This is a genomic window from Amycolatopsis azurea DSM 43854 (assembly GCF_001995215.1).
GTDB lineage: Bacteria > Actinomycetota > Actinomycetes > Mycobacteriales > Pseudonocardiaceae > Amycolatopsis > Amycolatopsis azurea.
Window position 1 is genome coordinate 40,281 of the sequence record NZ_MUXN01000005.1, and the last position, 23,910, is coordinate 64,190.

25 protein-coding genes are annotated in these 23,910 nt (G+C 68.7%); 15 read left to right on the forward strand and 10 right to left on the reverse strand.

Annotated elements, in window-relative coordinates; genetic code table 11:
* The first annotated feature begins 78 nt into the window (after positions 1 to 78).
* From B0293_RS08040 to B0293_RS08070, 7 genes are all read left to right on the forward strand, one after another.
* Positions 79 to 1,461 carry an amidase gene (locus B0293_RS08040; RefSeq protein ID WP_005163509.1) on the forward strand — a complete coding sequence of 461 codons (1,383 nt, stop codon included), beginning with the start codon at positions 79 to 81 and terminating at the stop codon, positions 1,459 to 1,461.
* Positions 1,458 to 2,006 (forward strand): TetR/AcrR family transcriptional regulator, encoded by a 549-nt coding sequence (locus B0293_RS08045; RefSeq protein WP_005163507.1) that lies wholly within the window; start codon positions 1,458 to 1,460, stop codon positions 2,004 to 2,006. The genes B0293_RS08040 and B0293_RS08045 overlap by 4 nt, the downstream gene beginning before the upstream one ends.
* The gene (locus tag B0293_RS08050; protein WP_005163506.1) at positions 2,003 to 2,857 is read left to right on the forward strand and encodes an oxygenase MpaB family protein; all 855 of its coding nucleotides are present in this window, start codon (positions 2,003 to 2,005) and stop codon (positions 2,855 to 2,857) included. The genes B0293_RS08045 and B0293_RS08050 overlap by 4 nt, the downstream gene beginning before the upstream one ends.
* A gap of 173 nt (positions 2,858 to 3,030) precedes the next feature.
* A complete protein-coding gene (locus tag B0293_RS08055; protein WP_052014541.1) occupies positions 3,031 to 4,479 on the forward strand; it encodes a hypothetical protein in 1,449 nt (482 codons plus the stop codon).
* Positions 4,476 to 4,892 carry a FixH family protein gene (locus tag B0293_RS08060; protein WP_005163493.1) on the forward strand — a complete coding sequence of 139 codons (417 nt, stop codon included), beginning with the start codon at positions 4,476 to 4,478 and terminating at the stop codon, positions 4,890 to 4,892. Before B0293_RS08055 ends, B0293_RS08060 begins: the two co-directional genes overlap by 4 nt.
* Before the next feature lie 19 nt (positions 4,893 to 4,911).
* A complete protein-coding gene (locus B0293_RS08065) occupies positions 4,912 to 6,045 on the forward strand; it encodes a hypothetical protein (RefSeq protein WP_005163477.1) in 1,134 nt (377 codons plus the stop codon).
* Positions 6,038 to 6,586, forward strand: coding sequence for a hypothetical protein (locus tag B0293_RS08070; RefSeq protein ID WP_005163470.1), 549 nt, complete (start codon positions 6,038 to 6,040; stop codon positions 6,584 to 6,586). The genes B0293_RS08065 and B0293_RS08070 overlap by 8 nt, the downstream gene beginning before the upstream one ends.
* A 59-nt stretch (positions 6,587 to 6,645) precedes the next feature.
* Here the strand turns inward: B0293_RS08070 and B0293_RS08075 are convergent, their stop codons facing one another.
* Positions 6,646 to 6,900: a DUF397 domain-containing protein gene (locus tag B0293_RS08075; RefSeq protein WP_005163467.1), complete on the reverse strand. Its 255-nt coding sequence runs from the start codon at positions 6,898 to 6,900 to the stop codon at positions 6,646 to 6,648.
* Between the two features lie 350 nt (positions 6,901 to 7,250).
* Between B0293_RS08075 and B0293_RS08080 the strand changes: the two genes are divergently transcribed.
* On the forward strand, positions 7,251 to 7,523 hold the full coding sequence (locus B0293_RS08080; RefSeq protein WP_005163464.1) for a hypothetical protein: 273 nt from the start codon (positions 7,251 to 7,253) through the stop codon (positions 7,521 to 7,523).
* Positions 7,524 to 7,528: 5 nt separating this feature from the next.
* Entirely contained in the window at positions 7,529 to 7,795 is a 267-nt protein-coding gene (locus tag B0293_RS08085) for a hypothetical protein (protein ID WP_005163461.1), read from the forward strand.
* Positions 7,796 to 7,799: 4 nt separating this feature from the next.
* Here B0293_RS08085 and B0293_RS08090 read toward each other — a convergent pair whose 3' ends face one another.
* From B0293_RS08090 to B0293_RS08100, 3 genes are read right to left on the reverse strand one after another with little or no spacing between them, the layout of a single operon-like run.
* Positions 7,800 to 8,657 (reverse strand): SAM-dependent methyltransferase, encoded by an 858-nt coding sequence (locus B0293_RS08090; RefSeq protein WP_005163458.1) that lies wholly within the window; start codon positions 8,655 to 8,657, stop codon positions 7,800 to 7,802.
* Between the two features lie 4 nt (positions 8,658 to 8,661).
* Entirely contained in the window at positions 8,662 to 9,492 is an 831-nt protein-coding gene (locus B0293_RS08095) for an SAM-dependent methyltransferase (protein ID WP_005163456.1), read from the reverse strand.
* Between the two features lie 28 nt (positions 9,493 to 9,520).
* On the reverse strand, positions 9,521 to 10,378 hold the full coding sequence (locus B0293_RS08100) for a helix-turn-helix domain-containing protein (protein WP_005163455.1): 858 nt from the start codon (positions 10,376 to 10,378) through the stop codon (positions 9,521 to 9,523).
* A gap of 220 nt (positions 10,379 to 10,598) precedes the next feature.
* On the opposite strand from B0293_RS08100, the gene B0293_RS08105 reads away from it, so the two are divergent.
* On the forward strand, positions 10,599 to 11,507 hold the full coding sequence (locus B0293_RS08105; RefSeq protein ID WP_245192026.1) for an MBL fold metallo-hydrolase: 909 nt from the start codon (positions 10,599 to 10,601) through the stop codon (positions 11,505 to 11,507).
* Between the two features lie 28 nt (positions 11,508 to 11,535).
* On the opposite strand, the gene B0293_RS08110 is transcribed toward B0293_RS08105, so the two are convergent.
* Positions 11,536 to 12,462, reverse strand: coding sequence for an NADP-dependent oxidoreductase (locus B0293_RS08110; protein ID WP_005163451.1), 927 nt, complete (start codon positions 12,460 to 12,462; stop codon positions 11,536 to 11,538).
* 48 nt (positions 12,463 to 12,510) lie between these two features.
* Here B0293_RS08110 and B0293_RS08115 point away from each other — a divergent pair, with 48 nt between their 5' ends.
* The gene (locus B0293_RS08115) at positions 12,511 to 12,885 is read left to right on the forward strand and encodes a winged helix-turn-helix transcriptional regulator (RefSeq protein ID WP_005163448.1); all 375 of its coding nucleotides are present in this window, start codon (positions 12,511 to 12,513) and stop codon (positions 12,883 to 12,885) included.
* Positions 12,886 to 13,122: 237 nt separating this feature from the next.
* Positions 13,123 to 14,562 (forward strand): NADP-dependent phosphogluconate dehydrogenase, encoded by a 1,440-nt coding sequence (gene gndA, locus B0293_RS08120; RefSeq protein WP_005163446.1) that lies wholly within the window; start codon positions 13,123 to 13,125, stop codon positions 14,560 to 14,562.
* A 79-nt stretch (positions 14,563 to 14,641) separates the two neighbouring features.
* Here the strand turns inward: gndA and B0293_RS08125 are convergent, their stop codons facing one another.
* The 3 genes from B0293_RS08125 to B0293_RS08135 form a co-directional block, all read right to left on the reverse strand.
* A complete protein-coding gene (locus B0293_RS08125; protein ID WP_143254532.1) occupies positions 14,642 to 15,601 on the reverse strand; it encodes a hypothetical protein in 960 nt (319 codons plus the stop codon).
* Positions 15,602 to 15,756: 155 nt separating this feature from the next.
* On the reverse strand, positions 15,757 to 16,476 hold the full coding sequence (locus B0293_RS08130) for a Clp protease N-terminal domain-containing protein (protein ID WP_005163440.1): 720 nt from the start codon (positions 16,474 to 16,476) through the stop codon (positions 15,757 to 15,759).
* 32 nt (positions 16,477 to 16,508) lie between these two features.
* Positions 16,509 to 17,723, reverse strand: coding sequence for an NAD(P)/FAD-dependent oxidoreductase (locus tag B0293_RS08135; RefSeq protein ID WP_005163436.1), 1,215 nt, complete (start codon positions 17,721 to 17,723; stop codon positions 16,509 to 16,511).
* Positions 17,724 to 17,857: 134 nt separating this feature from the next.
* Here B0293_RS08135 and B0293_RS08140 point away from each other — a divergent pair, with 134 nt between their 5' ends.
* Positions 17,858 to 19,207 carry a nucleobase:cation symporter-2 family protein gene (locus tag B0293_RS08140; RefSeq protein WP_005163435.1) on the forward strand — a complete coding sequence of 450 codons (1,350 nt, stop codon included), beginning with the start codon at positions 17,858 to 17,860 and terminating at the stop codon, positions 19,205 to 19,207.
* On the opposite strand, the gene B0293_RS08145 is transcribed toward B0293_RS08140, so the two are convergent.
* Entirely contained in the window at positions 19,204 to 19,731 is a 528-nt protein-coding gene (locus B0293_RS08145; RefSeq protein WP_005163434.1) for a hypothetical protein, read from the reverse strand. The genes B0293_RS08140 and B0293_RS08145 overlap by 4 nt on opposite strands.
* 247 nt (positions 19,732 to 19,978) lie before the next feature.
* Between B0293_RS08145 and B0293_RS08150 the strand changes: the two genes are divergently transcribed.
* Together B0293_RS08150 and B0293_RS08155 are read left to right on the forward strand one after the other, a co-directional pair.
* On the forward strand, positions 19,979 to 22,756 hold the full coding sequence (locus tag B0293_RS08150; protein ID WP_005163433.1) for a sensor domain-containing protein: 2,778 nt from the start codon (positions 19,979 to 19,981) through the stop codon (positions 22,754 to 22,756).
* Complete coding sequence (locus B0293_RS08155; RefSeq protein ID WP_005163431.1) at positions 22,753 to 23,052, forward strand: GNAT family N-acetyltransferase; 300 nt, start codon at positions 22,753 to 22,755, stop codon at positions 23,050 to 23,052. The genes B0293_RS08150 and B0293_RS08155 overlap by 4 nt, the downstream gene beginning before the upstream one ends.
* 4 nt (positions 23,053 to 23,056) lie before the next feature.
* On the opposite strand, the gene B0293_RS08160 is transcribed toward B0293_RS08155, so the two are convergent.
* The gene (locus B0293_RS08160; RefSeq protein WP_005163427.1) at positions 23,057 to 23,878 is read right to left on the reverse strand and encodes an arylamine N-acetyltransferase family protein; all 822 of its coding nucleotides are present in this window, start codon (positions 23,876 to 23,878) and stop codon (positions 23,057 to 23,059) included.
* Between the last annotated feature and the right edge of the window lie 32 nt (positions 23,879 to 23,910).

Genomic DNA, 23,910 nt, shown 5'->3' on the forward strand with positions numbered 1-23,910 from the left:
TAACCACACCGAAGACGCGCGATCGAGGTTACCCGGTGGTATCGTTCGTTTGAACGAACGAGAGAGGCAGGGGGAGCCATGACCACGTCGAAACCGGAGCTCGCCTTCACGGGCCTGGCCGAACAGGCCGCGATGCTCGCCACCGGAGCCACGACGTCGGTCGAGCTCACGCGCTTGGCGCTCGAGAAGGCCGAGGCCAGCCAGCCGACTCTCAACGCCTTCAAAAGCCTTCGCGCCGAAGAGGCCCTTCGCGAGGCCGAGGAGGCCGACCGGCGGCTGGCCGCCGGAGAGACCGCTCCCCTGCTCGGCGTCCCCACCGCGATCAAGGACGACCTCGACGTCACCGGGATGCCGACGGCGTTCGGCTGCGAAGGCGACTTCTCGGTCGCGACAACGGATTCCCCGCCCGTCACCGCTCTCCGCGAGGCGGGCGCGGTGCTCATCGGCAAGACCAACACCCCGGAACTCGGCCAATGGCCGTTCACCGAAGGCCCCGCGTTCGGCGCGACCCGCAATCCGTGGGACACCGAGCGCACCCCGGGCGGTTCCTCGGGCGGCGCGGCGGCGGCCATCGCGTCGGGGGTGATCGCCGCCGCGCTGGGATCCGACGGGGCGGGGTCGATCCGGATCCCGGCCGCGTGGACCGATCTGGTCGGGATCAAACCGCAGCGCGGCCGCGTCCCGACCGAACGCGAACTCTTCCACGGCCTGACCGTGGTCGGCCCGCTCGCGCGCACCGTCGCCGACGCGGCCCTGCTGCTCGACGTCGCGGCGGGCACCGGGACCGCGTTCCAGTCGGCCGCGCGCCGCGAACCGGGCCGGATGCGGATCGGCCTGTCCACCAGGATCCCTTTCACCGCCACGAAAACCCGGCTCGACCCGCATGCGCACGCGGCCGTCGTCCGGCTCGCGGAGCGGTTCGCCGAACTCGGCCACGAGATCGTCGAGATCGAACCCGACTACCGGCTGATCGGCCTCACCTTCCTGCCGCGTTCGCTCGTCGGCGTGCGTGACTGGTCCCGTCGCGTCCCGGACCAGGCCCGGCTCGACCCGCGCACGCGGGCCAACGCGCGGCAGGGCTCGGCGCTGGCCGGACCGGCGCTGCGGCTGGCCAGGGCCACGGAACCGTTGCTGCAACGGCAGATCGGCTCCGTGTTCGGCCGCGTGGACGTCGTGCTGACGCCGACCACCGCGACCCCGCCGCCGCGGATCGGCACCTTCGACAAGCTCTCCGGCTGGCAGACCGACCAGGCCATGATCGCCGCTTGCCCCTACGCTTGGCCGTGGAACGTGCTGGGCTGGCCGGGGGTCAACGTCCCCGCCGGGCTGAGCCCGGAAGGCCTGCCGCTCGGCGGCCAGCTGCTCGGCCCCTCGCATGCGGAGGAACGGCTGATCTCGCTGGCCGCGCAACTGGAAGAGGTCGAACGGTGGCAGGACCGCAAGCCCGAGACCGGTTGGTGAACACCCGCGAGACGATCCTCCACGCCGCGCTCAAGGTGGTCGGGGAACAGGGCGTCGGAGGGCTGACCAACCGCCGGATCGCGACCGCGGCCGGCGTCTCGCTCGGCACGCTGACCTATCACTTCCCCAGCCAGACCGCGTTGCTGCGCGAGGCGATGCTGCTGTTCGTCGAGGAGGAGACCACGAAGCTGACCGGCTTCGTGGACGCCTACCGCGAGCAGGGGTTGAGTGTCGAGCAGGCCGCGTCGGTGGTCGAGCAGGTCATCTCGCAGCTACCGTTCGGCACCGACGAACTCGGCGCGCACGAGCTGTACCTCCAGGCCGCGCGCGACCCCGGCCTGCAGGACGCGGCCGCGCGGTGTTTCGCCGCCTACGACGAGCTCGCGCTGGTGATCCTGAAGACGCTCGGCGTGCCGTCGCCGGAACGGCTGACCGGTCCGGTCGTGGCGATCATCGCCGGACTGCAGTTGCGCAGGCTGGCCACCGGCGACGATGGCGTCGGGGTGGCGCAGTCGTTGATGATGCTCGTCCGCGGCGCGTCATGAGCGGTCCGCTGATCGTCAAGGGGACGGCGGCGTGGCGGTACTTCGGCGACTTCCGGGCCGGGCTGCTGGCGGGTCAGGTGCTGGTCTTGCAGGTCGCGCATCCGGTCGTCGCGGCCGGGGTGCGGGATCATTCGGACTACGTCGAGGATCCGTGGACGCGGCTGATGCGCACGGCCGCGTCGCTGTCCATCTACATCTACGGTGGCCCCGAAGGCGCGCGCTACGAGGCGAACCGGTTGCGCGCGCTGCATCGCGGGTTCACCGGGGTCGACGCCGAAGGCCGCCGGTACAGCGCGCTGAACCCGCGCGCGTACGCCTGGGTGCACGCCACGCTCGTCATGGTTCCCGTTGACACGCAACGGTTCTACGGCAAGCCGATGACCGCGTCCGAACTGGACGAGTACTACGCGCAGATGTGCGACGTCGGCCGTCTTCTCGGGCTCCGCGAACAGGACATGCCGCCGACGTGGCCGGAATTCGAGCGGTACTACGCGGAAACGATCGACGGCTTCGGTCCGAACGGGACGATCTCGACGCTGTTCGAGACGATCCGGACGGTGAAGAAACCCTGGCGATGGCTGCCCGACGAACAGTGGGTGCGGCTCCAGCGGTGGCAGCATCGGGGGCAGATGTTCGTCATCCGCGGCACTCTTCCGCCCGCGCTGCGTGAACGCCTCGGTCTACAGTGGACAGAACAGGACCAGCGCCGGTTCGACCGCTTCCGGGCCGTGGTGCGGCTGGCCGGCGGGCTGGTGCCGACGACGTTGCGCTCGTCTCTCGTGCGCCGGATCGGCAGGCTGAACGTCTGGTTCCGGGCGCATCCGCGCGCTTACCGCTTCCTGGGCGGCTGAAGGACGCTTTCCCAGCATAAGACGAGGCGAAGGGCGCTTTCACCGCATCCCTTGCGGGGAAAGTCCCCTTCAGCCCCCGACCGGAGTAAGGGAGACGGTCCCCTGTACGGGGGACCCAGGTTCACCCGGCGCCGTGACGCTTTCCCCGGCCTCCGTCGTTAACTTCAGGCAGGATGGGGAAATCACCGAGGGGGCGGCGCGCGGCGCCGTTGGTCATCGCCCGCGTACTCGTGCTCTGTGCGCTGGCTTCCTTGCTGTGGGGCGGCACGGCCCGGGCGGACGGCGTGTCGAGCGGGGCGGACGTCCAGGTCGCGCAGACGCTCGGCACCCGGGACCTCACGATCGTGCTGCGACGGATGGACATCGCGCCCGGGCCGCTGCACGTCGACGTCGTCACGCACGCCGGAAGCGCACCGGGCACACTGAAACTGCGCGCGTCGACAGCCGGGAACACGTTTTCCGAAGCCACGGTCCAGCTGGACGGGAAACCCGGCGCCCATCCGGCGCTGCTGAAGGTCGACCAGCCCGGGCCGTGGGAGCTCGGCCTCGACGACGGGACGGACACCGCGTCGATCCCGTTCCTCGTCCCGGCCAGGGTCATCCCTCCTTGGGAGAAGGCCACCTTCGGCGGTTTCGTCGCCGCGGGCGTGTTCCTGGTGATCGGTCTCGTGGTCGCGCTGCGCGTCCGGAGACCACAGCTCGCGCTGATCCCGGCAGGCGGGATGGTCGCCGCGCTCGCGGTCGCGGTCACCGGCGCGATGCTCTCGGCGTCGACACCGGCACCACCCGCGCCGGGCGCGGCACTGGACCCGACGATCGACAACGTCCAGGACCCGTACGCGAACGCGCAGATGTCCACTGTGGACTTCTCGCGGCCGCCGGTGAACCTGGCGGTGAAGGCGCCGAACGCGCGATCGGGCGGCCTCGCCGAGGTCCGGCTCGCCTTCTCCGACGGCGCGACCGGACGCCCTGTCGACGATCTTCTGGTGCACGACAACGCCTTGGTGCATCTCGTCGTCATCTCGCCGACGGGCAGGCTCTGGCATCTGCATCCGGTGCGCGTCGCCCCCGGCGACTACCGCGTGAAGTTCACGCCGCCCGAGGCGGGGACCTACGCCGTCGCCGCCGAGGTCGCCCGGCGAGGTGGTGGGGTGCAGTTGGTCCGCGCCACGATGGATGTCGCGACAGGCAACGACTCCCCCGCCGAGCCCGTGCCGACGGGCGCCGGCCGGAAGGTCGTGAACGGGAACCCGGTCGACGTCGAGGTCAAGCCGGGGACACCGACCACGATCACCGCGCGGTTCGGCAAAGCCGATCTCCAACCCTGGCTGGGCATGCTCGGCCACCTGATCGTCGTCGGCCCGATAACCGGCGACAGCCGGGTCGGCGCGGATGCCGCTGCCGCGCCGACCTGGGCCCATGTGCACTCGATGATCCCGCAATCGCCCGGTATGCCGGGAAAGCCCGATGAGACCGTCGCCGCGTACGGCCCCGACGTCCCGTTCACCTACACCTTCGCCGCCCCCGGCAAGTACCGGATCTGGTTGCAGGCCGAACGCGACTACACGGTGCTGACCGTGCCCATGCAGCTCGAAGTCCCGCCGGAAGGGGCGCCGCAATGACCACCAAGACGTCCATAGTGGACAGACGTAAGCCCGTCCTGCTCATTTCCGTCGTCGCCGTGCTCGTGGCGGCGATCGTGGCCTGGCTGGTGTGGCCGAGCGGCGGCGGGGAACAGGTGCAGAGCTCGACCCAGGGCCCGTACACCGTGCGGCTTTCGGTCGAGGATCCGCACCAGGGCGGCAATGTCTTCGCCCTGACCGTCAGCGGCGCCACGCCGGACGTCGTCACCGTCGAACCGGTGATGCCGCAGATGGGGCACGCGCTCGCCCCGTCGCCCGCGATCGCCCAGGCGCCGGGCCGGTTCCGCACCGGCGACGTCCTGTTGCCGATGTCGGGGCAGTGGGAGATCACCGTTTCACTGCGCGGGCCGTCCGGCTCCACGCAGCACGTTTTTCCTTTGCTGGTCAAGTAGGAGAGGGAGGTCAGGGGGTATGGATCTCACCGCGGGAGGGGCGAGGGTCGCCTCGGTGGCACGAAGCGAACGCGCCGGGCTCGTACCGGCGGGCACGGTACTGGCCGGATCGGTGATCTCACTGATCGGGCTGACCTGGGACATCCAGTGGCACGGCGACGTCGGACCGGACACGTTCTTCACGCTGCCGCATCTGTTCCTGTATTCGGGCAGCGCGATCTCCGGGCTCGCGAGTCTCGTGGTCGTGCTGATGACCACGGCCGCGCGGCGGGCGGGCCGCCAGGTCGACGCGAGCGTCGGCGGCCGGGCGATCAACGTCTTCGGCAAGCTTTTCGCCGCACCGGCCGGCTATCTGGTGACCGGGACCGGCGCGGCGATGTTCCTGTTGTACGGCCTGTGGGACCAGTGGTGGCACGGGCTGTACGGCTTCGACGCGGTGATCGACTCGCCGCCGCACATCGGGCTGCTGCTGTCGATCACGCTGAGCATCATCGGCACGGTCATGGTGTTCGCGGCCGCGCGGGAGCACCGCTGGGGCACCCTCGGCGTGGTCGGCAGCCTCGGCGTGCTGATCGCGTTCAGCACGGTCACCGTGCTGGGGCTCCAGCAGATCGACGTCGACCTGGTCGACGTGATCTCCGTGGGCATCGCGCTGCTTTCGGTGCTGCTGGTCTCGGCGGGCGCCGGGTTCTGGGGACGGCCGGGCGGCGCGGTCCGGGTCGCCGCGTCGCTGGCGGTCATCCAGGCGATCACCTGGTGGTTCTCGCCGTGGGCGGCGGAGGCGTACGCGAGCGCCGTCGGGTTGCCGATGCGGGACTACATCGACGGCGTGCCCGCGATGCCCGCGATGATGCCGATGGCGTTGCTGCCGATCGCGGCCGTGCTCGAAGCGGTCTACCTGCTTTCGCGGCGTGGCCTCTCCGCCGGCCGGGTTTCGGTGCTGGCCGGCGGGATCGGCGGGTTCCTGGTCGGCGCGAGCATGCCGATCCAGAACGTGATCGTGTACGGGGCCTCGCACGTCGAGTGGGCGCTCGTGTTCGGGACCGCCGCCGCCGGCGCGGTGTTCGGGCTGCTCGGCGGGTTCGCCGGGTGGCGGTTCGGCGGGATGCTGAGGCTGCTGGCCCCGGCGAAGGGGGACGACGCGCATGCGTAAGACACTGCTGGCCTTGGCGGCGGCGATCGGGTTGCTGTTCGCGACCACGCCCGCGGCGAACGCCTACGAACCGGTGAACATCGTCCACACCGAGCGGGTGCAGGTCGGCCCGTACGGGATGACGGTCGGCTTCAGCACGTGGCCGTTGCGCGCCATGCAATCGCTGGACTTCACGTTCATCCCGGACGACGGGATCGCCGGGAAGTCGGGGACGCTCGCGTTCGTCAATCCGGAGACCGGGCGGCTGGGCCGCGCGCAGCCGCTGGCGAAGCATCCGCGGAAGCTGGAGGTGTGGGGACTGGACATCCGGGCCTTGCAGACGCAGGGCGCGTGGACGTTCCGGTTCGAGATCGACGGTCCCGCGGGCAAGGGCACGGGGGAACTCCGCGATCTGACGGTGCTCGAACAGCCGGGACCGCCGATGGCGGTGAGCTGGTCGATCAGCCTGATCCCGCTGATCGTCCTGGCCGTCCTGATCACCATCGCCTGGAGGCGCACCAAATCCAGGCTCCGCGGGAACGGGCTCCCGGCGACGGTGTGACTCGAAGTGACCGAAGATCGGATGGCTCGCGTGTCCCGGCAGGGCACGCGAGCCTTTCGTCAGGGGCTCAAATCGAACTGTCCGGCCTTGACCGCCTGGAGGAAGGCGTTCCACTCACCGGAATCGAAGACGAAGACGGGACTCTTCGCCAGTTTGGTGTCACGGACCCCGACCAGGCCTTCGTGGGCGAGGTTGACCTCGACACAGTTACCTCCGTTGGGCTCGCTCGCGAAGGACTTCTCCCACGCGGAGTCGTCGAACAGCGACACGGCCGTGGTCGGATCGTAATCCGCCGCCGATGGATAATCGGCCATTGGTCGTACCTCCGAACGTCGGTCGGGGGTGCGAGACGCGACCTGCGCGAACCGTCACGGCCCCAGCTTCTCCTTGCCTCAACGGGACTATCCCGCACGGCCAAGTGGGTGATCAACTCCGCCCACTCTCGACATGAAGATTATTCCAGGAGTAGGATTAATCGCAGCGGCCGGGGCTCGGTTGTTGGTGATTCGCCCGCAGTATGCGAGAACCTCGGCGACAGCCGTCACCGGGGCGCTCACCAGGGAGTTCGCCCGTTCCAGCTGGTCACCGACGGCAGGTGACCGGCCGGGACACGATCCCCGGGGCGCACGACCACCCACCGCCGACCTCGTGGGGGAGGATCAGCGTGATCATTCAGGACACGATGCCTGCGACGGTACTCGCCGTCGGCAGGCTCATGGCCGGGACGGCGGGCGAAAGCCGCCGCTCCGCGCACCTTTTCGACCTGCACTCCGGGGGCTCGCACCCCGAGTTCCTGCACGCCCGTTGCGGCGCGGCGATGCCTTACGACCACCTGGAATGGATCCCCGTCGGTTCGGGGATGCCGTGTGAGCGTTGTCTCGGTCTCGCCGGTTCGGTCGACCAGACGCGGTTGCCGCGCCCGAGCCGGGGAGTGTGACCGTCATGGCCGTCCGCCTCACCACGCTGCTGTTCCGCCGTGAGGACGAACGCCTGGCATCGACGAAGCGCCGCAACATCGGGCTCGAACTGCGTCAGCGGTTCGGGTTCAGCCTCATCCAGGCCCCGCTGCGCAAGCAGCCACCATGGAACTCCGAAGTCGATTTCCCGCTCCCGCGCGGCACGCACCGGGACCTGATCAGAACCGGCCGGCCGCTCGAAGGTCACTTCGAGCTGACGCCCTTGATCGGGCATCTGACCGGCCGGGCCTGAGGGTTCAGGGCTTGCGGCCCAGGCCGCCGAGCCCGCCGGTGAAGGTCGGGTCGTCCGCGAACCGGTCGCTCGCGCGGGAAGCCGCCTCGTCCAGATGCCAGGTGGCCATCCAGTCGATCCCCGGCTCCACCAGCTCCAGGCCGTCGAAGAACGCGGTGAACTCCGCTCGGGACCGGAGGTGGAACGGCGCGGAGGTCTTCTTGTAGAGCTCCTGGACGTTCTCCCGGTTGTCGCCTTCCTTGCGGGTGACGCCGTCCTCGGTCAGATGCGAGGACAGGAAGTACGAGCCCGGCGGCAAGAAGTCGAGATAGCGCTGGACGATCTCGTGGACGGGCACGTCCGGGCCGAGGAAGTACAGCAGGCCGACGAGGACCAGCCCGATCGGCTGGCGGGGGTCGAGCACCCCGGTTTCGAGGGCGCGCTTCCAGATGTCGGCGGGATCCCGCACGTCACCCTGCAGGACCGCGTGCCGCCCGAGCAGGCCTTCCCGTTCCAGCAGCAGCTGCGAATGCGCGACGGCGACCGGCTCGATGTCGACGTAGACGACGCGGCTGTCCGGGTTGACCGCGCTCGCGATCTGGTGGACGTTGCCGACGGTGGGCACGCCGGAGCCGATGTCGAGGAACTGCGTGATCCCCTGGCGGGCCAGGTATCCCACGCCGCGGCCGAGGAAGTCGCGCCCGACCCGGGCGAAGGTCTTGACCTCCGGGAACTGCTTGAGCACCTGCGAGCCGAACTCGCGGTCGATGGCCCAGTTGGCGGAACCGCCGAGAAACCAGTCGTACACCCTGGCCACGTTGGGTCGTTCGAGGTCGACACCTTCGGGAGCTTCGGGGTCTCGGGGGTCCTGCTGCGTCGTCATGCCGTCACACCTCGTCGGAAACCGGTTTGCGGGCGACCCCGCCGATGGCGCAGTTAAGCGCAGGAGAGCGGGGGTCGTCCAGCCGCCATGCGCCGACCGGGACCAGACCGGGCGCCGCGAGGTCGAAATCGCCGAAGAAGCCGCGGATCTCTTCCTTGTCGCGAAAGGACGCGGGTGTGCTGGACTGCTCGTACTGCTTCACGACGCGCTTGATCTGTTCGAGTTCGTCGCCTTCCACATCGGACATCGTGACGTGGGAAAGAACGTAGAAGGAGCCCTCGGGCAGGAGTCTCCGGTACCTCGCGATGACGGCGGCGAGCTCGGGGCCCGGTACGAAGTGCAGGACCGCGACGGTGAGCAAGGCCACCGGCCGGGCCGGGTCGAGCACGCCGGTGTCGAAGGCGCGTTCCCAGACGTCGTCGGCGTCGCGCAGGTCGCCGCCGATCACCGCGTGCCTGGCGGGATCCCCGCCTCTTTCCAGCAGGATCCTGCCGTGTGCGACGGCGACCGGTTCGTTGTCGACGTATACGCAGCGGCTGTCTTCGTCGACCTCTCCGGCGATCTCGTGGACGTTGCCGACAGTGGGCACGCCGGAGCCGAGATCGAGGAACTGGTTCACGCCGTGCTCGGCGCAATACCGCACCGCACGGCCGAGGAAGGCCCGGTTGGCCCTGGCGAGGGAGCGGATGAGCGGGAAGGCCTTGACCAGTTGCTCGCCGAATTCCCTGTCCACCGCCCAGTTCGCGGTTCCCCCGAGTGCCCAGTCGTAGATCCGGGCGGCGTTGGGCCGCTCGAGATCGACACCCTCGGGCAGGAACTGCGGATCCACGTCCATGACCCTACCGAAGGGACGTCGTCGATCTTCAGGATTGCATCTGATTGCGGTACAGCTCGGCGAGTTCCTTGAGGAACTGCCGGGTTTCCTGGCGTTCCAGCGCGGCGCCGCGCAGCCTGTCCCAGGAGTCGACGAAGATGTTGAAGTCCTTGACGTCGTCGAGGTACAACCCGCCCGCGGAATGCTCGATGTAGACGAAATCCCTGGTGCGATCGGGAAAACGCATGATGGTGAAGTCGTTGGGCACCGCGGCGAGGCGGGCGCCGAACGGCAGGACGTGCACATACACGCGCGGATGCTTGTCCAGCGCCAGCAGATGCTCGACCTGGTCGAGCATCACCGCCGGGGCGGAACCGCCGGGAGCGCGGCGCAGGGCGCCTTCGCTGATGATGAACCGGTAGTAGGGCGGCTGCTGTTGTTCGAAGACGGCCTTGCGGTCCAGCCGGTTGCGGACCAACGAGGTGACGTCGGTGGCGCCGGCTTCGGTGAACTGCTTGAGCATGTAGTGCTCGGACTGCAACGGGCCGGGGATGCGCTCGCCGTGCCAGGTGAGGATCTCCGCGGCCGCGGGTTCGAGGTCGGTGAAGGTGCGGAACCAGTGCGGTACCACGGATCGATAGCCGGACCAGTGGCCGCGCTGCCCGGCCGCGGCGCGGGCCAGGTTCATCAGCGTGTCGGCCTCGTCGCCGTTGATCCCGAACGCGTTCAGCATCGATCGCACATCCCCGAGTTTGACCCCGACGGCACCGGACTCGATCTTGTTGACCTTGCCCTGGGTGCAGCCGAGAACCTCGGCGACCTGCTGCTGTGTCATCCGCGCGGCGTTGCGGGCATGCCGGAGCTCGTTCCCGAGCTGCTTCCGGCGCGAGGTGACGGTGCTGGCCATCAGCCTTGCTCTCCCGGACCACATAGCCAGGACCGCGGCTTCCCGCCGTCCTGCGCGCGAATACTCGAACCCACCCAGGGTACTTCACCTTGCGGGGTTCGATGATGACATTCCGCAGCGTTCCAGGAAACGGCCGAAAACACCAGTCACCTGGTACGTCACCCTGGTGGCGGAACGATCTCGTCACATTCCGGGCATGTCCACCGGGCATAGTGACCAGGTGGACCAATCCCCCTTCGCCCGGCAAGTCTCCGACGATGTCTTCGGGTACGTGCAACCCGACGGTTCCTGGTGGATCAACAACTGCGGCTTCGTCGCCGCGGGCGACCACACCGTGGTCATCGACACCTGTTCCACCGAACGGCGCACGCGCGCCCTGCTGGAGACCGCGTCGTCGACCGGCGGGGCGCCGGTGACGACCGTGGTCAACACGCATCACCACGGCGACCACACGAACGGCAACTACCTGGCGGCGGGCGCGACGATCGTCGGGCACCGGAAGACGCGCGAGGTGATGGTCGCGACCGGGATCAACACCTACGAGAACTCGTTCACGGGAAGCGACTGGGGGCATCTGGAGCTGCGGCCGCCCGAGGTGGTGTTCGACGACCGGCTGACCGTGCACGCCGGCGACGTCCGGCTGGAGCTGATCCACCCCGGGCACGCCGCGCACACCACCAACGACGTGCTGGTCTGGCTGCCGGAGCGGCGGGTGCTGTTCGTCGGCGACCTGATCTTCAACGGGGGCAGCCCGTTCGCGCTGATGGGCTCCCCCGCGGGCTGGCGGAAGGCCCTGGACCTGGTCCGCGAGCTGGAGCCGGAGACGATCGTGCCGGGCCACGGCCCGGTGTGCGGGCCCGAGGCGATCGACGTCGTCGACGGGTACCTGGGCTTCCTGCAGAAACTCGCGTCGCACGGCAAGGCCGCGGGCCTGACGCCTCTTCAGGCCGCGCGCGAAGCGGACCTCGGGCCTTACGACGCACTGTCCGAACAGGAACGACTGCCCGCGAACCTGCACCGGGCCTATGCCGAACTGGACGGCCTGGAGTGGGGCGCGCCGATCGATCTGGGGGCCGCGATAGCGGACATGGTCACCTTCAACGGCGCCCCGATCCGCTGCTTCTCCTGACGCGCTCCACTCAGGACATTCGGGATGCTCAGACAGTCAGGACGAGCTTGCCCCGGAGATGGCCGCCGTCGAGCAGCCGATGCGCGTCGGCGACGCGCTCGAACGGGAACGTCTCCTGTACGTGGACGCGGAGCTTGCCCTGGTCGACGAGGTCGGCGAGACCTCGCAGGGCGACCGGGTCGGGGTCGACCGCGATGCCGCTGAAGCGCTTGCCTGCCGTCTCGTACCTGGCGATGAGCTCCGCATCCTCCTCGGCGACCGCCGTCACCAGGTGGCCTCCCGGGCGGAGCACTTCGAGCGAGCGCTCGACGGTGTCGCCGCCGATCGTGTCGAGTACGACGTCGATGTCGCGGACCGCCTCGGTGAAGTCGACCGCTGTGTAGTCGATCACTTCGTCGGCGCCGAACCCCTCGACGAACTCCCGTTTGCTCTCACTGGCGGTCGCGATCACGTGCGCGCCGAACGCTTTCGCGAGCTGGATGGCGACGTGACCGACCCCGCCACCGCCGCCGTGGATCAGGACGCGGTCGCCTTCGGTCACGCCGCCGAGGTCGACGAGGCCTTGCCACGCCGTCAGCCCGACGATCGGCAGCGCCGCCGCCTCGACGTGCGAGAGCGACGCCGGCTTGCGCACCAGGTGCAACGCGGGCGCCGACACGACCTCGGCGTAGGCGTTCGCCGCCCGCGGGAACAGCGGCATCCCGAACACCTCGTCGCCGGGCCTGAACCGCCAGGTCCGCGCCGCTTCGACCACGCCGCTGACGTCCCAGCCGAGGACGAACGGCGGCTGTCCGATCAGCGGGAACTCTCCGGCGCGCAGGCGCGCTTCCAGCGGGTTGAGGCCGATCGCCTTGACGCGGACGAGGACTTCGGTGGGCAGGGGCCTGGGCTCGGGCGCGTCCACGACGATGAGCACTTCGGGACCGCCGAGCGCCTGCTGGGTGATGATTCGCATGGCTTCAAGCTAGGTTTCCGAAAGGAACCGGCAGGTACCTTGGGTGCCGTGAGCGGTTCCGGTGATCTCTTCCTCGCCGACTGTCCGGCGCGGCTGGCGGTCGAGCTGATCGCCGACAAGTGGACGGTGGTCGTGCTCGCCGGGCTCAGCGAGGGCCCGGTGCGCCACGGCGAACTGGTCGCGCTGATCGGCGGCATCTCCCGCAAGGTGCTCACCCAGACGCTCCGGCGGCTCGAAGCGCACGGACTCGTCCGCCGCCACGCCTACGCCGAGGCGCCACCCCGCGTCGAATACGAACTCACTCCGCTCGGAGCGACGCTGATCGACCCGATCCAGGCGCTGACCGAGTGGGCGAAAGCGAACGGCGACGCCGTCCTCGACGCCCTCGACACCGCCCCCGAAAAGCCCGCCGACCGCGGCTGAACACCCCACCCGCCGCGCTCGAAACCCCTCGCCCGCGCGCCTGAACCCCCCGCCCATCCCTGGGGGACGGCCCCGCACCCAGCGTACCGGCGCCCCCTGTCGGCCAGGGGTGGCCGAGCCGAGTTGTCCACAGGCCGGCCAGGTTGTGGACAACTCGGCGTTGATCCCTTCTCGCCCCGGCGCCGTATCCCTCAACGGGGATAGGCTCGGCACGGGAATCGAAGCGGAAGGGTGCGGATGAGCAAGAAGGCGAGCATCGGGGTCACCGGCCTGGCGGTCATGGGCCGCAACCTGGCCAGGAACCTGGCGAGGCACGGGCACACGGTGGCCCTGCACAACCGCTCCGAGCAGCGGACGAAGGAACTGGTCGAGCAGTTCGGCGACGAAGGCGACTTCATCCCGGCGTATTCGGCGCAGGAGTTCATCGACGCGCTGGAGCGGCCGCGCCAGGTCGTGATCATGGTCAAGGCCGGTGCGCCGACGGACGCCGTGATCGACGAGTTCGTCCCGCTGCTGGAGAAGGGCGACGTGATCGTCGACGCGGGCAACGCGCACTTCGCGGACACCCGGCGCCGCGAGGCCGCGCTGCGCGAGAAGGGCATCCACTTCGTCGGCACCGGGGTGTCCGGCGGCGAGGAGGGCGCGCTGCACGGGCCGAGCATCATGCCGGGCGGCTCCAAGGAGTCGTACGAGTCGCTCGGGCCCCTGTTCGAGGACATCTCGGCGAAGGTCGACGGCGAACCGTGCTGCACGCACGTGGGCGCGGACGGCGCCGGGCATTTCGTGAAGATGGTGCACAACGGCATCGAGTACGCCGACATGCAGTTGATCGCCGAATCGTTCGACCTGCTGCGCGGCGCGGGCGGCTACTCCCCCGCCGAGATCGCCGGCATCTTCCAGAACTGGAACTCCGGACGGCTGGACTCGTACCTGATCGAGATCACCTCGCAGGTGCTGGCCCACACCGACGCCGCTTCCGGCAAGCCGTTCGTCGACATCGTGGCGGACCAGGCGGAGCAGAAGGGCACCGGCCGCTGGACCGTCCAAATCGGACTGGACCTGGGGGTGCCGATCAGCGGGATCGCCGAAGCCGTCTTCGCGCGTTCGCTGTCCGGTTCGTCGAACCTGCGTGAGGCCTCACGCGGTCTCGGTGGTCCTTCGCGCGCTCCGCTCACCGGGTCCGCTTTGGACACCTTCGCGGACGACGTGGAGCAGGCGCTGTACGCGTCGAAGGTGGTGGCGTACGCCCAGGGCTTCAACCAGATCCAGGCGGGCGGCGCCGAATACGGCTGGGACATCGACCTCGGCAAGGTCGCGTCCATCTGGCGCGGCGGCTGCATCATCCGCGCGAAGTTCCTGAACGACATCACGGCCGCGTACGCCGACGAGCCCGCCCTGCCGACGCTCCTGACTTCCGGCGGCTTCCGCAAGGCCGTCGAAGACGCCCAGGACTCCTGGCGTTCGGTGATCTCCACCGCGGTGCGGCTCGGCATCCCGACCCCGGGCTTCTCGACCGCGCTGGCCTACTACGACGGCCTGCGCGCCGAGCGGCTCCCCGCCGCGCTGGTGCAGGGGCAGCGTGACTACTTCGGTGCCCACACGTACCGCCGGGTCGACCGGGAAGGTTCGTTTCACACCGCTTGGGCGGCCGACGGCCGTCCCGAGTCCTCCGCCTGAGAGCTGAAGGGGACTTTCCCCGCATAAGACGCAACGAAGGGGCCCTTCACCGCATGGCATGCGGTGAAGGGCCCCTTCGTCAACTTGCGATCCGAACGTTCGGCCGGGTCCGAGCCGCGGCCGCGGCATGTGCGGCCCGCAGCTCTTCGACCACCTTGTCCGGCTCTGTCCGCAGCCTCGACGGCAAGGTCTGGAGCACCAAGACGCCGGCCGCCGCGTATCGCCCGTTCCTTGCCAAGGTCCGGTCGAATCCGTTCACGACCTGGAGATGGAACGACAGTGAGTCGACCTCCCACGCCAGCCCGACATCGTCGAACCAGGCGTCCGGTTTCGCCACGAACCGTCCCTCCTCGTCGTACAGCTTCTTGTTCCACATCGGTTCCGGGAGTCCGGAACGCGCCCAAACCCGCCGGGCATCGATCTCCGCGATCGACTCTTGCCCGGAAGCCAGCTCCGTGAGCACCAGCCGGGGCACCGCGCTACCGCGCTGACTGCCATGGGCCAGTTCGCGGGACAACCGCTCGAACGAGCTGTACCTGCGCTGAACCGCTTCGCTCATAAGAGCCCGCACAGGCCTGACCTCGGTCTGTCTGCGACAGACGTCGAGAGTCGCACGAGTGACCTCCGCCAGCGGCCGTCCATCTCGGCGCACCGTTCGGGGCATCCGTTGTGTCCGCTCGACGACCACGAAGCCGTAGTTGTGGAGCTTCCGTTCGTGCGGCACGAGCAGATGGATCTCTTCGCCGGTGTCGGGCGCATTACGCAGGCCGTGGATCCGGCAAGCCTCACCGCCGGTGAGCAGCGCGGTCTCGCCGCCGTACAACATCGCCGCGGCGATCTGTTGCTCGCGGGTGGGCGGTCCGTTGAAGAGGAGGACGATGCCCGGCAAGAGTCTCGTCCATGGGCCGCTGGGTCCGCATCTTCGATAGGTCGTGGTCGAAGAGACGCCCATTTCTTGAAGGCGCATCGCGCGGATGACGCCGTGGTCGCTGGTCTCCATCAGGAGTTCGGGGTCGTCGCCCCATGATCCTTTTTTCATTCTTCGATCGTGGGGCCCGCCACGACGTCTGCCCAGACCCGATTCCCCGACCTGTGGACAACCGGGGTGTTGTGGATAACCGCTGAAGGGGACTTTCCCCACATCCCATGAGACGAAAGCGTCCTTCACCGCGTCGCATGCGGTGAAGGGCCCCTTCAGCCCTCCCTGGTCGCTACGATCTCCTCTAGAGCCCCCAAGATCGCCGCCTCGGTCTTCTCTTTCGTAAGACCGAGCTCGATGAGCAAACCACTCTCGAGTTCGAACAGGGCCAGCAGGATGTGCTCGGTGCCGATGTAGTTGTGCCCGAGCCGCAGCGACTCCCGCATCGTCAGCTCGAGCGCCTTCTTGGCCTGCGCCCCGAAGGCCATCTTCGCCGCTTCCGCCGGTTCGTCGGCGGGTTCCGGTAGTGCCGCCGTCGCGGCCTCGCGGACGGCTTCGAGGGTCACCTTCTGCGCCACGATCGCCCCGGCGGCGAGCGCCGCGGGTTCGGCGAGCAGGCCGAGGACCAGGTGCACGGGCTCGATCTGCGGACTCTTCGCCGTCACGGCCGCGTCCCGCGCAGCGACGACGACGTGCCGCGCGCGATCGGTGTAGCGGCTGAACACCTTCACCAGGTCTTCGAGCGAAGAGCCGCTGGATTCGACGAAGCGTTTCTGGGCGGCCTGCTTGGACACACCCATGTTCTTGCCGATTTCGGTCCAGGAGGCGCCGGAACGCCGCGCCTGGTCGACGAAGTGGCCGATCAGATGGTCGGCCACTTCGCCGAGGTGCTCGCCGAGGAAGACCGCGTCGGACAGCTGGCCGAGCACGTCGCCGTCGGGATGCTGTTGCTTGATGTGGGAGATGAGGTCGTCGAGCCGGACTGGATTCGCCATACCGTCAACTTTAGGTTGACGATCTTCAATCGTCAACCACGGGTTGACGCAAAGGTCGCCTTCAGATCGAAGCCGTTGGCCTCCAGCAGCTCGAACCGCGGCGCCGGATCCGCGGCGAACAGCCGCCGCGCGGCGATGTGGTCCGGCGGCCGGTTCACCGACTCGACCCCGGCCAGCACGCCGTCCCGGAAAGACAGCACCGAGAACTTCCCGCCCTCCCGATCCCCGGTCACGACGGTCTCGCCCGCCCCGGTCAGGATCCCGGCGATCTGCAGTTTCGCGCCGAGCTGGTCGGTCCAGAACCACGGCAGGCTGTCATAGGGCGCCGGTTCGCCGGTGATGACGGCGGCCGCCGCCCGCGCCTGGTCGACGGCGTTCTGCACCGACTCCAGCCGCGTCGCGGTCCCCGCCTGGACACACGGGAAGTTCGCGCAGTCCCCGACCGCCGAGATCTTCGGGTCGCTCGTACGCAGGTGCTCGTCGACGACGACACCGTTGGCCACCGCGAGCCCGGCCTCTTCGGCGAGCCGGGTCCGCGGCTCCACCCCGACCCCGACCAGCACCAGGTCGGCGGGCAGCAGGCTGCCGTCGCTCAGTTCCACCTCGGTCACCCGGCCCTCACCGCGCAGCGCGGCGACACCCTTGCCGAGCAGGATCGTGTGCCCGGCCCCCTCGTGCAGAGCGGCGAAGTACGCGGAGACCTCCGGAGTCGCGACGCGGGCCATCAGCCTGTCCTGCGCTTCGACGATCGTCACGGGCCGCCCGGCGTGCGCGGCGAACTCCAGCCCGATGAACCCGCCCCCGACCACGACCACGTTCTCCGCGCTTTCCAGTGCGGCGCGCAGGACATCGGCTTCGTCCTTGGTGCGTAAGGTGAACACACCGTCCAAAGTGGACCCGGGCACCGGCAGCACCCGGTTCACCGAGCCCGTCGCCAGGACGAGGTGGTCGTACTCGTGAGCGCTCCCGTCCTCGAGCACCACCTTGGCGCCGTCGCGATCCACCGACGCGACGCGGCCCGGGATCAGTTCGATGCTCTTCTCCGCGAAGAAGTCCTCGGGGCGCAAACGCAACTGAGCGTCACCCGCGGTCCCGGCGAGATAGCCCTTCGACAACGGAGGACGTTGATACGGCAGCCCGGGTTCGTCGCCGATGAGCACCACCCGCCCGTCGAACCCCTTGTCCCGCAGCGAGGTCGCCACTCCGAACCCGCTCTGCCCGGCCCCTACGACGAGGACGGTCTCCATCGGCGCTCCTTCCGTTGTACCCGGTGTCCATTCAACACAGCTCCGGGGATTTCGACACGTGATCCTCACGCGGCCGACGCGCTACGGTCATGCCCGACGAGTCCACTGGTGTTCCCGCACGTGAGGAGGGGTGCATGAGCCGGCCCGAGATCCACCCGGTCGACGCCCGCCCGCCGCTGCCGAAGCTGACCCTGCTCGGCCTCCAGCACATGGCGATCATGTACGCGGGCTCGGTGGCCGTCCCGCTCGTCGTGGGCAGCGCGCTGAAACTCGACGCGGCGACGATCGCGTTGCTGGTCAACGCGGATCTGCTGGTCGCGGGAATCGCGACGCTCATTCAGGCGATCGGGATCGGCAAGATCTTCGGTATCCGGCTGCCGGTGGTGGCGGGCGCGACGTTCACCGTGGTCAACCCGATGATCATGATCGCGTCCCAGTACGGCATGCAGGCCGTCTACGGCGCGATGATCGCGTCAGGTGTGTTCGGCCTGCTCATCGCGAAGCCGTTCGCGAAGATGATCCGGTTCTTCCCGCCACTGGTCTCGGGCACGCTGCTCGTCGTCATCGGCATCTCGCTCATCGGCCCCGGCGTCGGCCTGATCGCCGGCCACGACACCACGTCACCGGACTACGCGAAGCCCGCCAACATCGCCCTCGCGTTCGGCGTGATCGCGGTGATCATCCTGTTCACGCGGGTCCTGCGCGGCTTCGCGAACCAGATCGGCCCGCTGCTGGCACTGCTGATCGGCTTGGCCGCGGCCGTCCCGATGGGCCTGGTGAAGTTCGACGGCATCGCCGGAGCCGCCTGGTTCGGCCTCGCGTCGCCGTTCCACTTCGGCCCGCCGACCTTCCCGATCGCGGCCGTCCTCTCGATGTGCGTCGTGATGCTGGTGACCTACACCGAATCCACCGCGGACCTGGTCGCGGTCGGCGAGATCACCGGACGGCCCGCGACCGACTCCGACCTCGCGCGCGGACTCGCCACCGACGGTCTCTCGGCCATCCTCGGCGGCGCGATGAACTCGTTCCCGGACACGGCTTTCGCGCAGAACGTCGGCCTCGTGCAGATGACCGGGGTGCGCAGCCGCTGGGTGGTCGCGATGGCGGGCGGCCTGCTCGTGCTGATGGGCCTGGTGCCGAAGGTCGGCGCGTTCGTCGCGGCCGTGCCGGAACCGGTGATCGGCGCGGTCGCGGTGGTCATGTTCGCGATGGTCGCCGCGGTCGGCGTGCAGAACCTGAAGAAGGTGGAGTTCTCCGGAAACCACAACACGTTCATCGTCGCGGTGTCGTTCGGGGTCGGCCTGCTGCCCGCGTTCTCGACGAACCGGTTCGGGAACTCGATCTTCTTCCAGCACTTCCCGGCGTGGTTGCAGACCATCTGCGGCAGCCCGATCACGGTCGCCGCGATCGTCGCCTTCACCCTCAACCTGCTGTTCAACCACCTCGGCAAAGACCGGGAGCCGGACTTATCGCGGGCGCCCTAGCACCAGAGCCATTTCGGCCACAGGTTGCATTCTTCGGTCGGCGTCGTGGAGGGCGGCGGCGGGGTCGGGTTGGGCGGCTGCGGGGCGCCTGTCGATCCCGTCGGCTTCGGCGGATCGGCGGGCTCATGCGAAGTCGGTGTCGCCGTCGGTTCGTCCGGGGTGTCGGACGTCGACGCGGCCGAACTCGACGTGCGACGGCTCGACGACGTCGATTTGCTGGGCTGCGAGGAAGTCCCGCCTTCGCCGGTTTCGACCGTCTCAGTGGACGGGACAGCCGACGTCGCGCCGGCTCCCCTGTTCTCCGAAGGCCGCTTCGGCATCTCGATGACACTCATGTTGTTCGGCTGCGCATTCTGCTCGGGATCGGAATCGAACCCGACGAGAACGCCGGCCGCGCCGCAGGCGACGACCACGGCGATCACCACCGCGATAACTCTCCAGCGTGACTTTGCCCGTGACTCCTCGTGGTCGTCCCAGCCCTCGCGAATGAGCAGGTCGGCGACCGAAACGTCGTCGTCATCCACCAGCTGAGACCTTTCGCACCCGGGAACGAGCGAACCGTAGTTTTACCGCAACTCACCGCCGAATGGGTGAAGTTAACCAAAAATTATTCACTCGATGGAACACGTTAGCGTATGTCCGTCACACAGTGTGTATTCATATGCTTTCGCGCATATCAGCGGTGGCCCACCTTCGGTTCGCGTATACAGCGCCCTTCGCGGGTGGTGTAATCGACGGTGCCAGCACCGGTAGAGGGGGTACGGACGGATCATGGAGGCTGACGCCCTCGCCGTGCCGGGGGCCGGAAATTCCGGTCATCCGACAGGCAAACCGCTCGGAAACGAGCCGGTCGGCGATCTCGGCCTCGCGGGCGACCACGCCGCCATCTGGTCGTACGACTTCGAGAGCGAGCGGCTGTCCTGGCTGCCCGGCCTGGAGAACCTGCTGGGCGGGGCCGCCCTCACCGAAGCCGACGTCGAGTCCCGGCTGGCCGATCTGGTCGCCCCGCTGACCTCGGGCACCCGCACTTCCCCGCCCTGGCGCGAGTTCGAACTCGAGCAGTCGTTCCGGAACCCCGCGGGCGAGATCCGCTGGGTCCGCCTGCGCGCCCGCACCATCGGTGACGACAACGGCTCGTCGGGACTGCTCGGGATCGCCACCGACGTGACCGACGTCCGCGAGAACCGGCAAGCCCTCGAAGATCTCACTGACCGTTACCGGCTTTTGGTTGAGCTGAGTCCCGACGCGGTCTGCGTCCACGAAGCAGGAATCGTCACGTACGTGAACCGGGCCGCCGTCGCCGCGCTCGGGGCGTCCTCGAGCGCCGAACTGATCGGCCGGCCGATCATGGACTTCGTCGCCGACGAATCACTCCCGGCCCTGCTGGACAGGATCGCGTCGCTGCACCGCCAGGGCGCGTCGACCGATCCCGCCGACACCGTCATGCTCCGCCTCGACGGCACGAAGTACCTGGTCCAGAGCATCTCGGTGCGAACGACCTGGGAAGACCGGCCCGCGTTCCAGGTCATCATGCGCGACATCAGCGCGCAGAAGGCCGCCGAAGCGACGCTGCGCTACCAAGCCGCGCTGATCAGCCACGTCAGCGACGCGATCATCGCGACCAACGGCACGGGCATGGTGACCAGCTGGAACCCAGCCGCGGAGAACGTCTACGGCTGGACGGCGGGCGAGGCGATCGGCGGCACGGTGAGCGACCTCGTCGGCGCCGCGCTCGACCCGGAAACCGTGCTGCGCAAGGGCGGCGTCCTGCGGACGACCCACCGTCACCGCAACGGCTCGACCCTGGCCATCCGCATCTCGGCCGCGGAGATGAACGACGGCTTCGTCCTGGTCTGCGCCGACGAAACGGCCCGGCGGCGCGCCGAACAGCACTACAGCACCGTGGTCGCGTCGCTCGACGAAGGCGTGGTCGTCGTCGGCCCCGGCGGCCTCATCGAATCGGCGAACCCGGCGGCCTGCCGGATCATCGGCATCGAACACGACGACCTCATCGGCGTCCCGTGCGTGACGCTGGAGCTGTACGACGAGCAGGGCCGCATCCCGCCCGCCCGGATCCCGTCCGTGGTGACCAGGCGCACCCGGGTCACGCAGACCGGGCTCGTGCTGCGGCTGCGCAGGCCCGCCGGCGACGACGTCTGGATCTCGCTGACCTCACGGCTGCTCACGCCGGAAGACCCGTCGGCGATGGCGGTGGTCACCTCGTTCACCGACATCACCGAACGCCGCGCCATCGGCGAGCGGCTCGCCCACGAGGCGACGCACGACCCGCTCACCGAACTCGCGAACCGGACGCTGGTCCTGGACAGCCTGGCCGAGGCCCTGTCCGGCGCCGGCCGCGCCGAGCTGACCACGCTGCTGTTCATCGATCTCGACAAGTTCAAGGTGATCAACGATTCCCTCGGGCATTCCGTCGGCGACAAGGTGCTCCGCATCGCGGCGGAACGGCTGCGCCGGTGCATCGGAGAGAGCGATCTCGTCGGCAGGCTCGGCGGCGACGAATTCGTCGTCGTCACCGCGGAGATCACCGAACCGGACGAGATCAAGGCGCTGGCCGAGCATCTGCGCGAGGCGCTGACCGAACCGATCACGGTCAACGGCAGGCAACTGCACATAGACGCCAGCATCGGCATCGTCACCGCGGCCAACGACGACACCCGGACCGCCGAGGATCTGCTGCGGGACGCGGATGTCGCGATGTACCAGGCGAAAACGCTCGGCCGCGCGCGGTACGAGTTCTTCGACGTCGAACTGCGGGAGCGGATGCAGCGGCGGCTCCGCATGGAGCAGGACCTGCGCGACGCCTTGCAGAACGAGGAACTCTGGACCGCCTACCAGCCGGTCGTGGACATCGAATCCGGCGAGATGGTCGCCGTGGAGGCGTTGCTGCGCTGGAAACATCCGGCGCACGGCACGATCTCGCCCGCCGAGTTCATCCCGCTGGCCGAGGAAAGCGACCTGATCAACCTGATCGGCAAGTACGTCCTGCGCACGACCACGCGCGAGATCGCCCGGCGGCGCCGGCAACTCGGCATCGACCTGAATCTCAAGGTCAACCTGTCCGCCCGGCAGCTGGACGACCCGCATCTGGTGGCGGGTGTGCAGGACGCGTTGAAGACGACCGGGCTCCCGCCGCACGCGCTGACCCTGGAGGTCACCGAGAGCGCGCTGATGCGGGACCAGGCCGCGGCCGCCGAAGTCCTGACGTCGTTGCGCGATCTCGGTGTCACGCTGGCGATCGACGACTTCGGCACCGGTTATTCGTCGCTCGCGCAGCTGCAACGGCTCCCGCTGGACACGCTCAAGATCGACCGCACCTTCGTCACCGGCATCGCGGAATCGCGCGACGCGGCCGCGATCGTCAAGAGCATCATCGCGATGGCGCACGCCGTCGACCTGATCGTCGTCGCCGAAGGCGTCGAAGACGAAGAGCAGCTCGCGGTCCTGCGTGAGCTGCGCTGTGACCAGGCGCAGGGCTTCCACCTGGGTCGCCCCGCGCCTCCGGACGAACTTTTCGGAGCCGTTGAATGAGTGTCGAGATCAAAGCCGGGGAAGACCGCTACGACATCGTCGTGGACGGGAAGACCGCGGGGTTCCTGGATACCCGCACCCGCCCGGACGCGGTCCTGTTCCTGCACACCGAGATCTCGGACGACTTCGCGGGCCAGGGCTTGGCGGGCAAGCTCGTGAAAGCCGCGCTCGACGACGTCCGGTCGCAGGGCAAGTCCGTCCTGCCCTACTGCCCGTACGTGCGCTCGTACATCGCGAAGCACCGCGAGTACGAGGATCTCGTCCCCGAGGACAAGCGCGCGGAGTTCGAACTCTGAGCGCTCAGCCCGGGTAGATCTTCAGCAACTTCGCGAGTTCGTCCTCGGTGAGGACGACGTCCAGCTCGCGCAGTGTCGCGTCGAGCCGTTCGGGTGGGACCGGCGTGGTCTCCTTGGTCCCGTCCGGGCGTTCGACGGTGAGCTCGGTGCCGACCAGCTTGCGGCTGAGCCCTTCTTCCAGGCGCATGATCACCAGCTGCCCGGTGAACGGCGAACGCGGATGTGTCGACGTGTAGTGGTGGTAGACCTCGTAGTCGATCCGGTGCATCGGCGTGAGCGTGAAGGCGTGCAAGTCGGTCCAGTCGTCGCCTTCCTGTTTCTGCAAACGCCACCAGTCGCCGTCGGCGACGAGCCGGTGCGGCCAGCCCGCCTGCTCCACCACGGCGCCGTCGACCAGCGGCATCGGTACCAGCATCCCAGCGCCGAAACCGACGTCGACCAGGTGCTGGACGCCGTCGGCCTCGACGGCGAGCGTCATATGCGTGTACGGGCCGTTCCGCTGCGGTTGCACCCGCGCGACCAGGCGGCGCACGGGGTAGCCGAGCTGCTCGGCGGCCGCGGCGAACAGGCTTCCGTGCTCGTAGCAGTAGCCGCCGCGATGACGGTGGACGAGTTTGCCGATCACGTCTTCGAGCGCGATTCCCTTGTGCTGTCCCAAAACCACATCGACGTTCTCGAACGGAACGGCCAGGATGTGCGCCCTCGCCAGCTCACGCAACGCGGCGGCGGAAGGCTTGGCGCGGTCCTGGCCGATGCGGCGGAGGTAAGCGTCGAGATCGAGGGTGTCGACGGTCCATTCGTCGACCTGCTCAGGTGCGAGTGTCATGGCATCAGCCTGACACCTCCACCTAGATCGAG

Bases quoted from the DNA above. Each gene is read 5' to 3' on its own strand.
- B0293_RS08040 (WP_005163509.1), top strand. From the start codon at position 79: ATGACCACGTCGAAACCGGAGCTCGCCTTCACGGGCCTGGCCGAACAG.
- B0293_RS08050 (WP_005163506.1), top strand. From the start codon at position 2,003: ATGAGCGGTCCGCTGATCGTCAAGGGGACGGCGGCGTGGCGGTACTTC.
- B0293_RS08055 (WP_052014541.1), top strand. From the start codon at position 3,031: ATGGGGAAATCACCGAGGGGGCGGCGCGCGGCGCCGTTGGTCATCGCC.
- B0293_RS08060 (WP_005163493.1), top strand. From the start codon at position 4,476: ATGACCACCAAGACGTCCATAGTGGACAGACGTAAGCCCGTCCTGCTC.
- B0293_RS08065 (WP_005163477.1), top strand. From the start codon at position 4,912: ATGGATCTCACCGCGGGAGGGGCGAGGGTCGCCTCGGTGGCACGAAGC.
- B0293_RS08070 (WP_005163470.1), top strand. From the start codon at position 6,038: ATGCGTAAGACACTGCTGGCCTTGGCGGCGGCGATCGGGTTGCTGTTC.
- B0293_RS08075 (WP_005163467.1), bottom strand. From the start codon at position 6,900: ATGGCCGATTATCCATCGGCGGCGGATTACGATCCGACCACGGCCGTG.
- B0293_RS08085 (WP_005163461.1), top strand. From the start codon at position 7,529: ATGGCCGTCCGCCTCACCACGCTGCTGTTCCGCCGTGAGGACGAACGC.
- B0293_RS08090 (WP_005163458.1), bottom strand. From the start codon at position 8,657: ATGACGACGCAGCAGGACCCCCGAGACCCCGAAGCTCCCGAAGGTGTC.
- B0293_RS08095 (WP_005163456.1), bottom strand. From the start codon at position 9,492: ATGGACGTGGATCCGCAGTTCCTGCCCGAGGGTGTCGATCTCGAGCGG.
- B0293_RS08100 (WP_005163455.1), bottom strand. From the start codon at position 10,378: ATGGCCAGCACCGTCACCTCGCGCCGGAAGCAGCTCGGGAACGAGCTC.
- B0293_RS08110 (WP_005163451.1), bottom strand. From the start codon at position 12,462: ATGCGAATCATCACCCAGCAGGCGCTCGGCGGTCCCGAAGTGCTCATC.
- gndA (WP_005163446.1), top strand. From the start codon at position 13,123: ATGAGCAAGAAGGCGAGCATCGGGGTCACCGGCCTGGCGGTCATGGGC.
- B0293_RS08125 (WP_143254532.1), bottom strand. From the start codon at position 15,601: ATGAAAAAAGGATCATGGGGCGACGACCCCGAACTCCTGATGGAGACC.
- B0293_RS08130 (WP_005163440.1), bottom strand. From the start codon at position 16,476: ATGGCGAATCCAGTCCGGCTCGACGACCTCATCTCCCACATCAAGCAA.
- B0293_RS08135 (WP_005163436.1), bottom strand. From the start codon at position 17,723: ATGGAGACCGTCCTCGTCGTAGGGGCCGGGCAGAGCGGGTTCGGAGTG.
- B0293_RS08140 (WP_005163435.1), top strand. From the start codon at position 17,858: ATGAGCCGGCCCGAGATCCACCCGGTCGACGCCCGCCCGCCGCTGCCG.
- B0293_RS08150 (WP_005163433.1), top strand. From the start codon at position 19,979: ATGGAGGCTGACGCCCTCGCCGTGCCGGGGGCCGGAAATTCCGGTCAT.
- B0293_RS08155 (WP_005163431.1), top strand. From the start codon at position 22,753: ATGAGTGTCGAGATCAAAGCCGGGGAAGACCGCTACGACATCGTCGTG.
- B0293_RS08160 (WP_005163427.1), bottom strand. From the start codon at position 23,878: ATGACACTCGCACCTGAGCAGGTCGACGAATGGACCGTCGACACCCTC.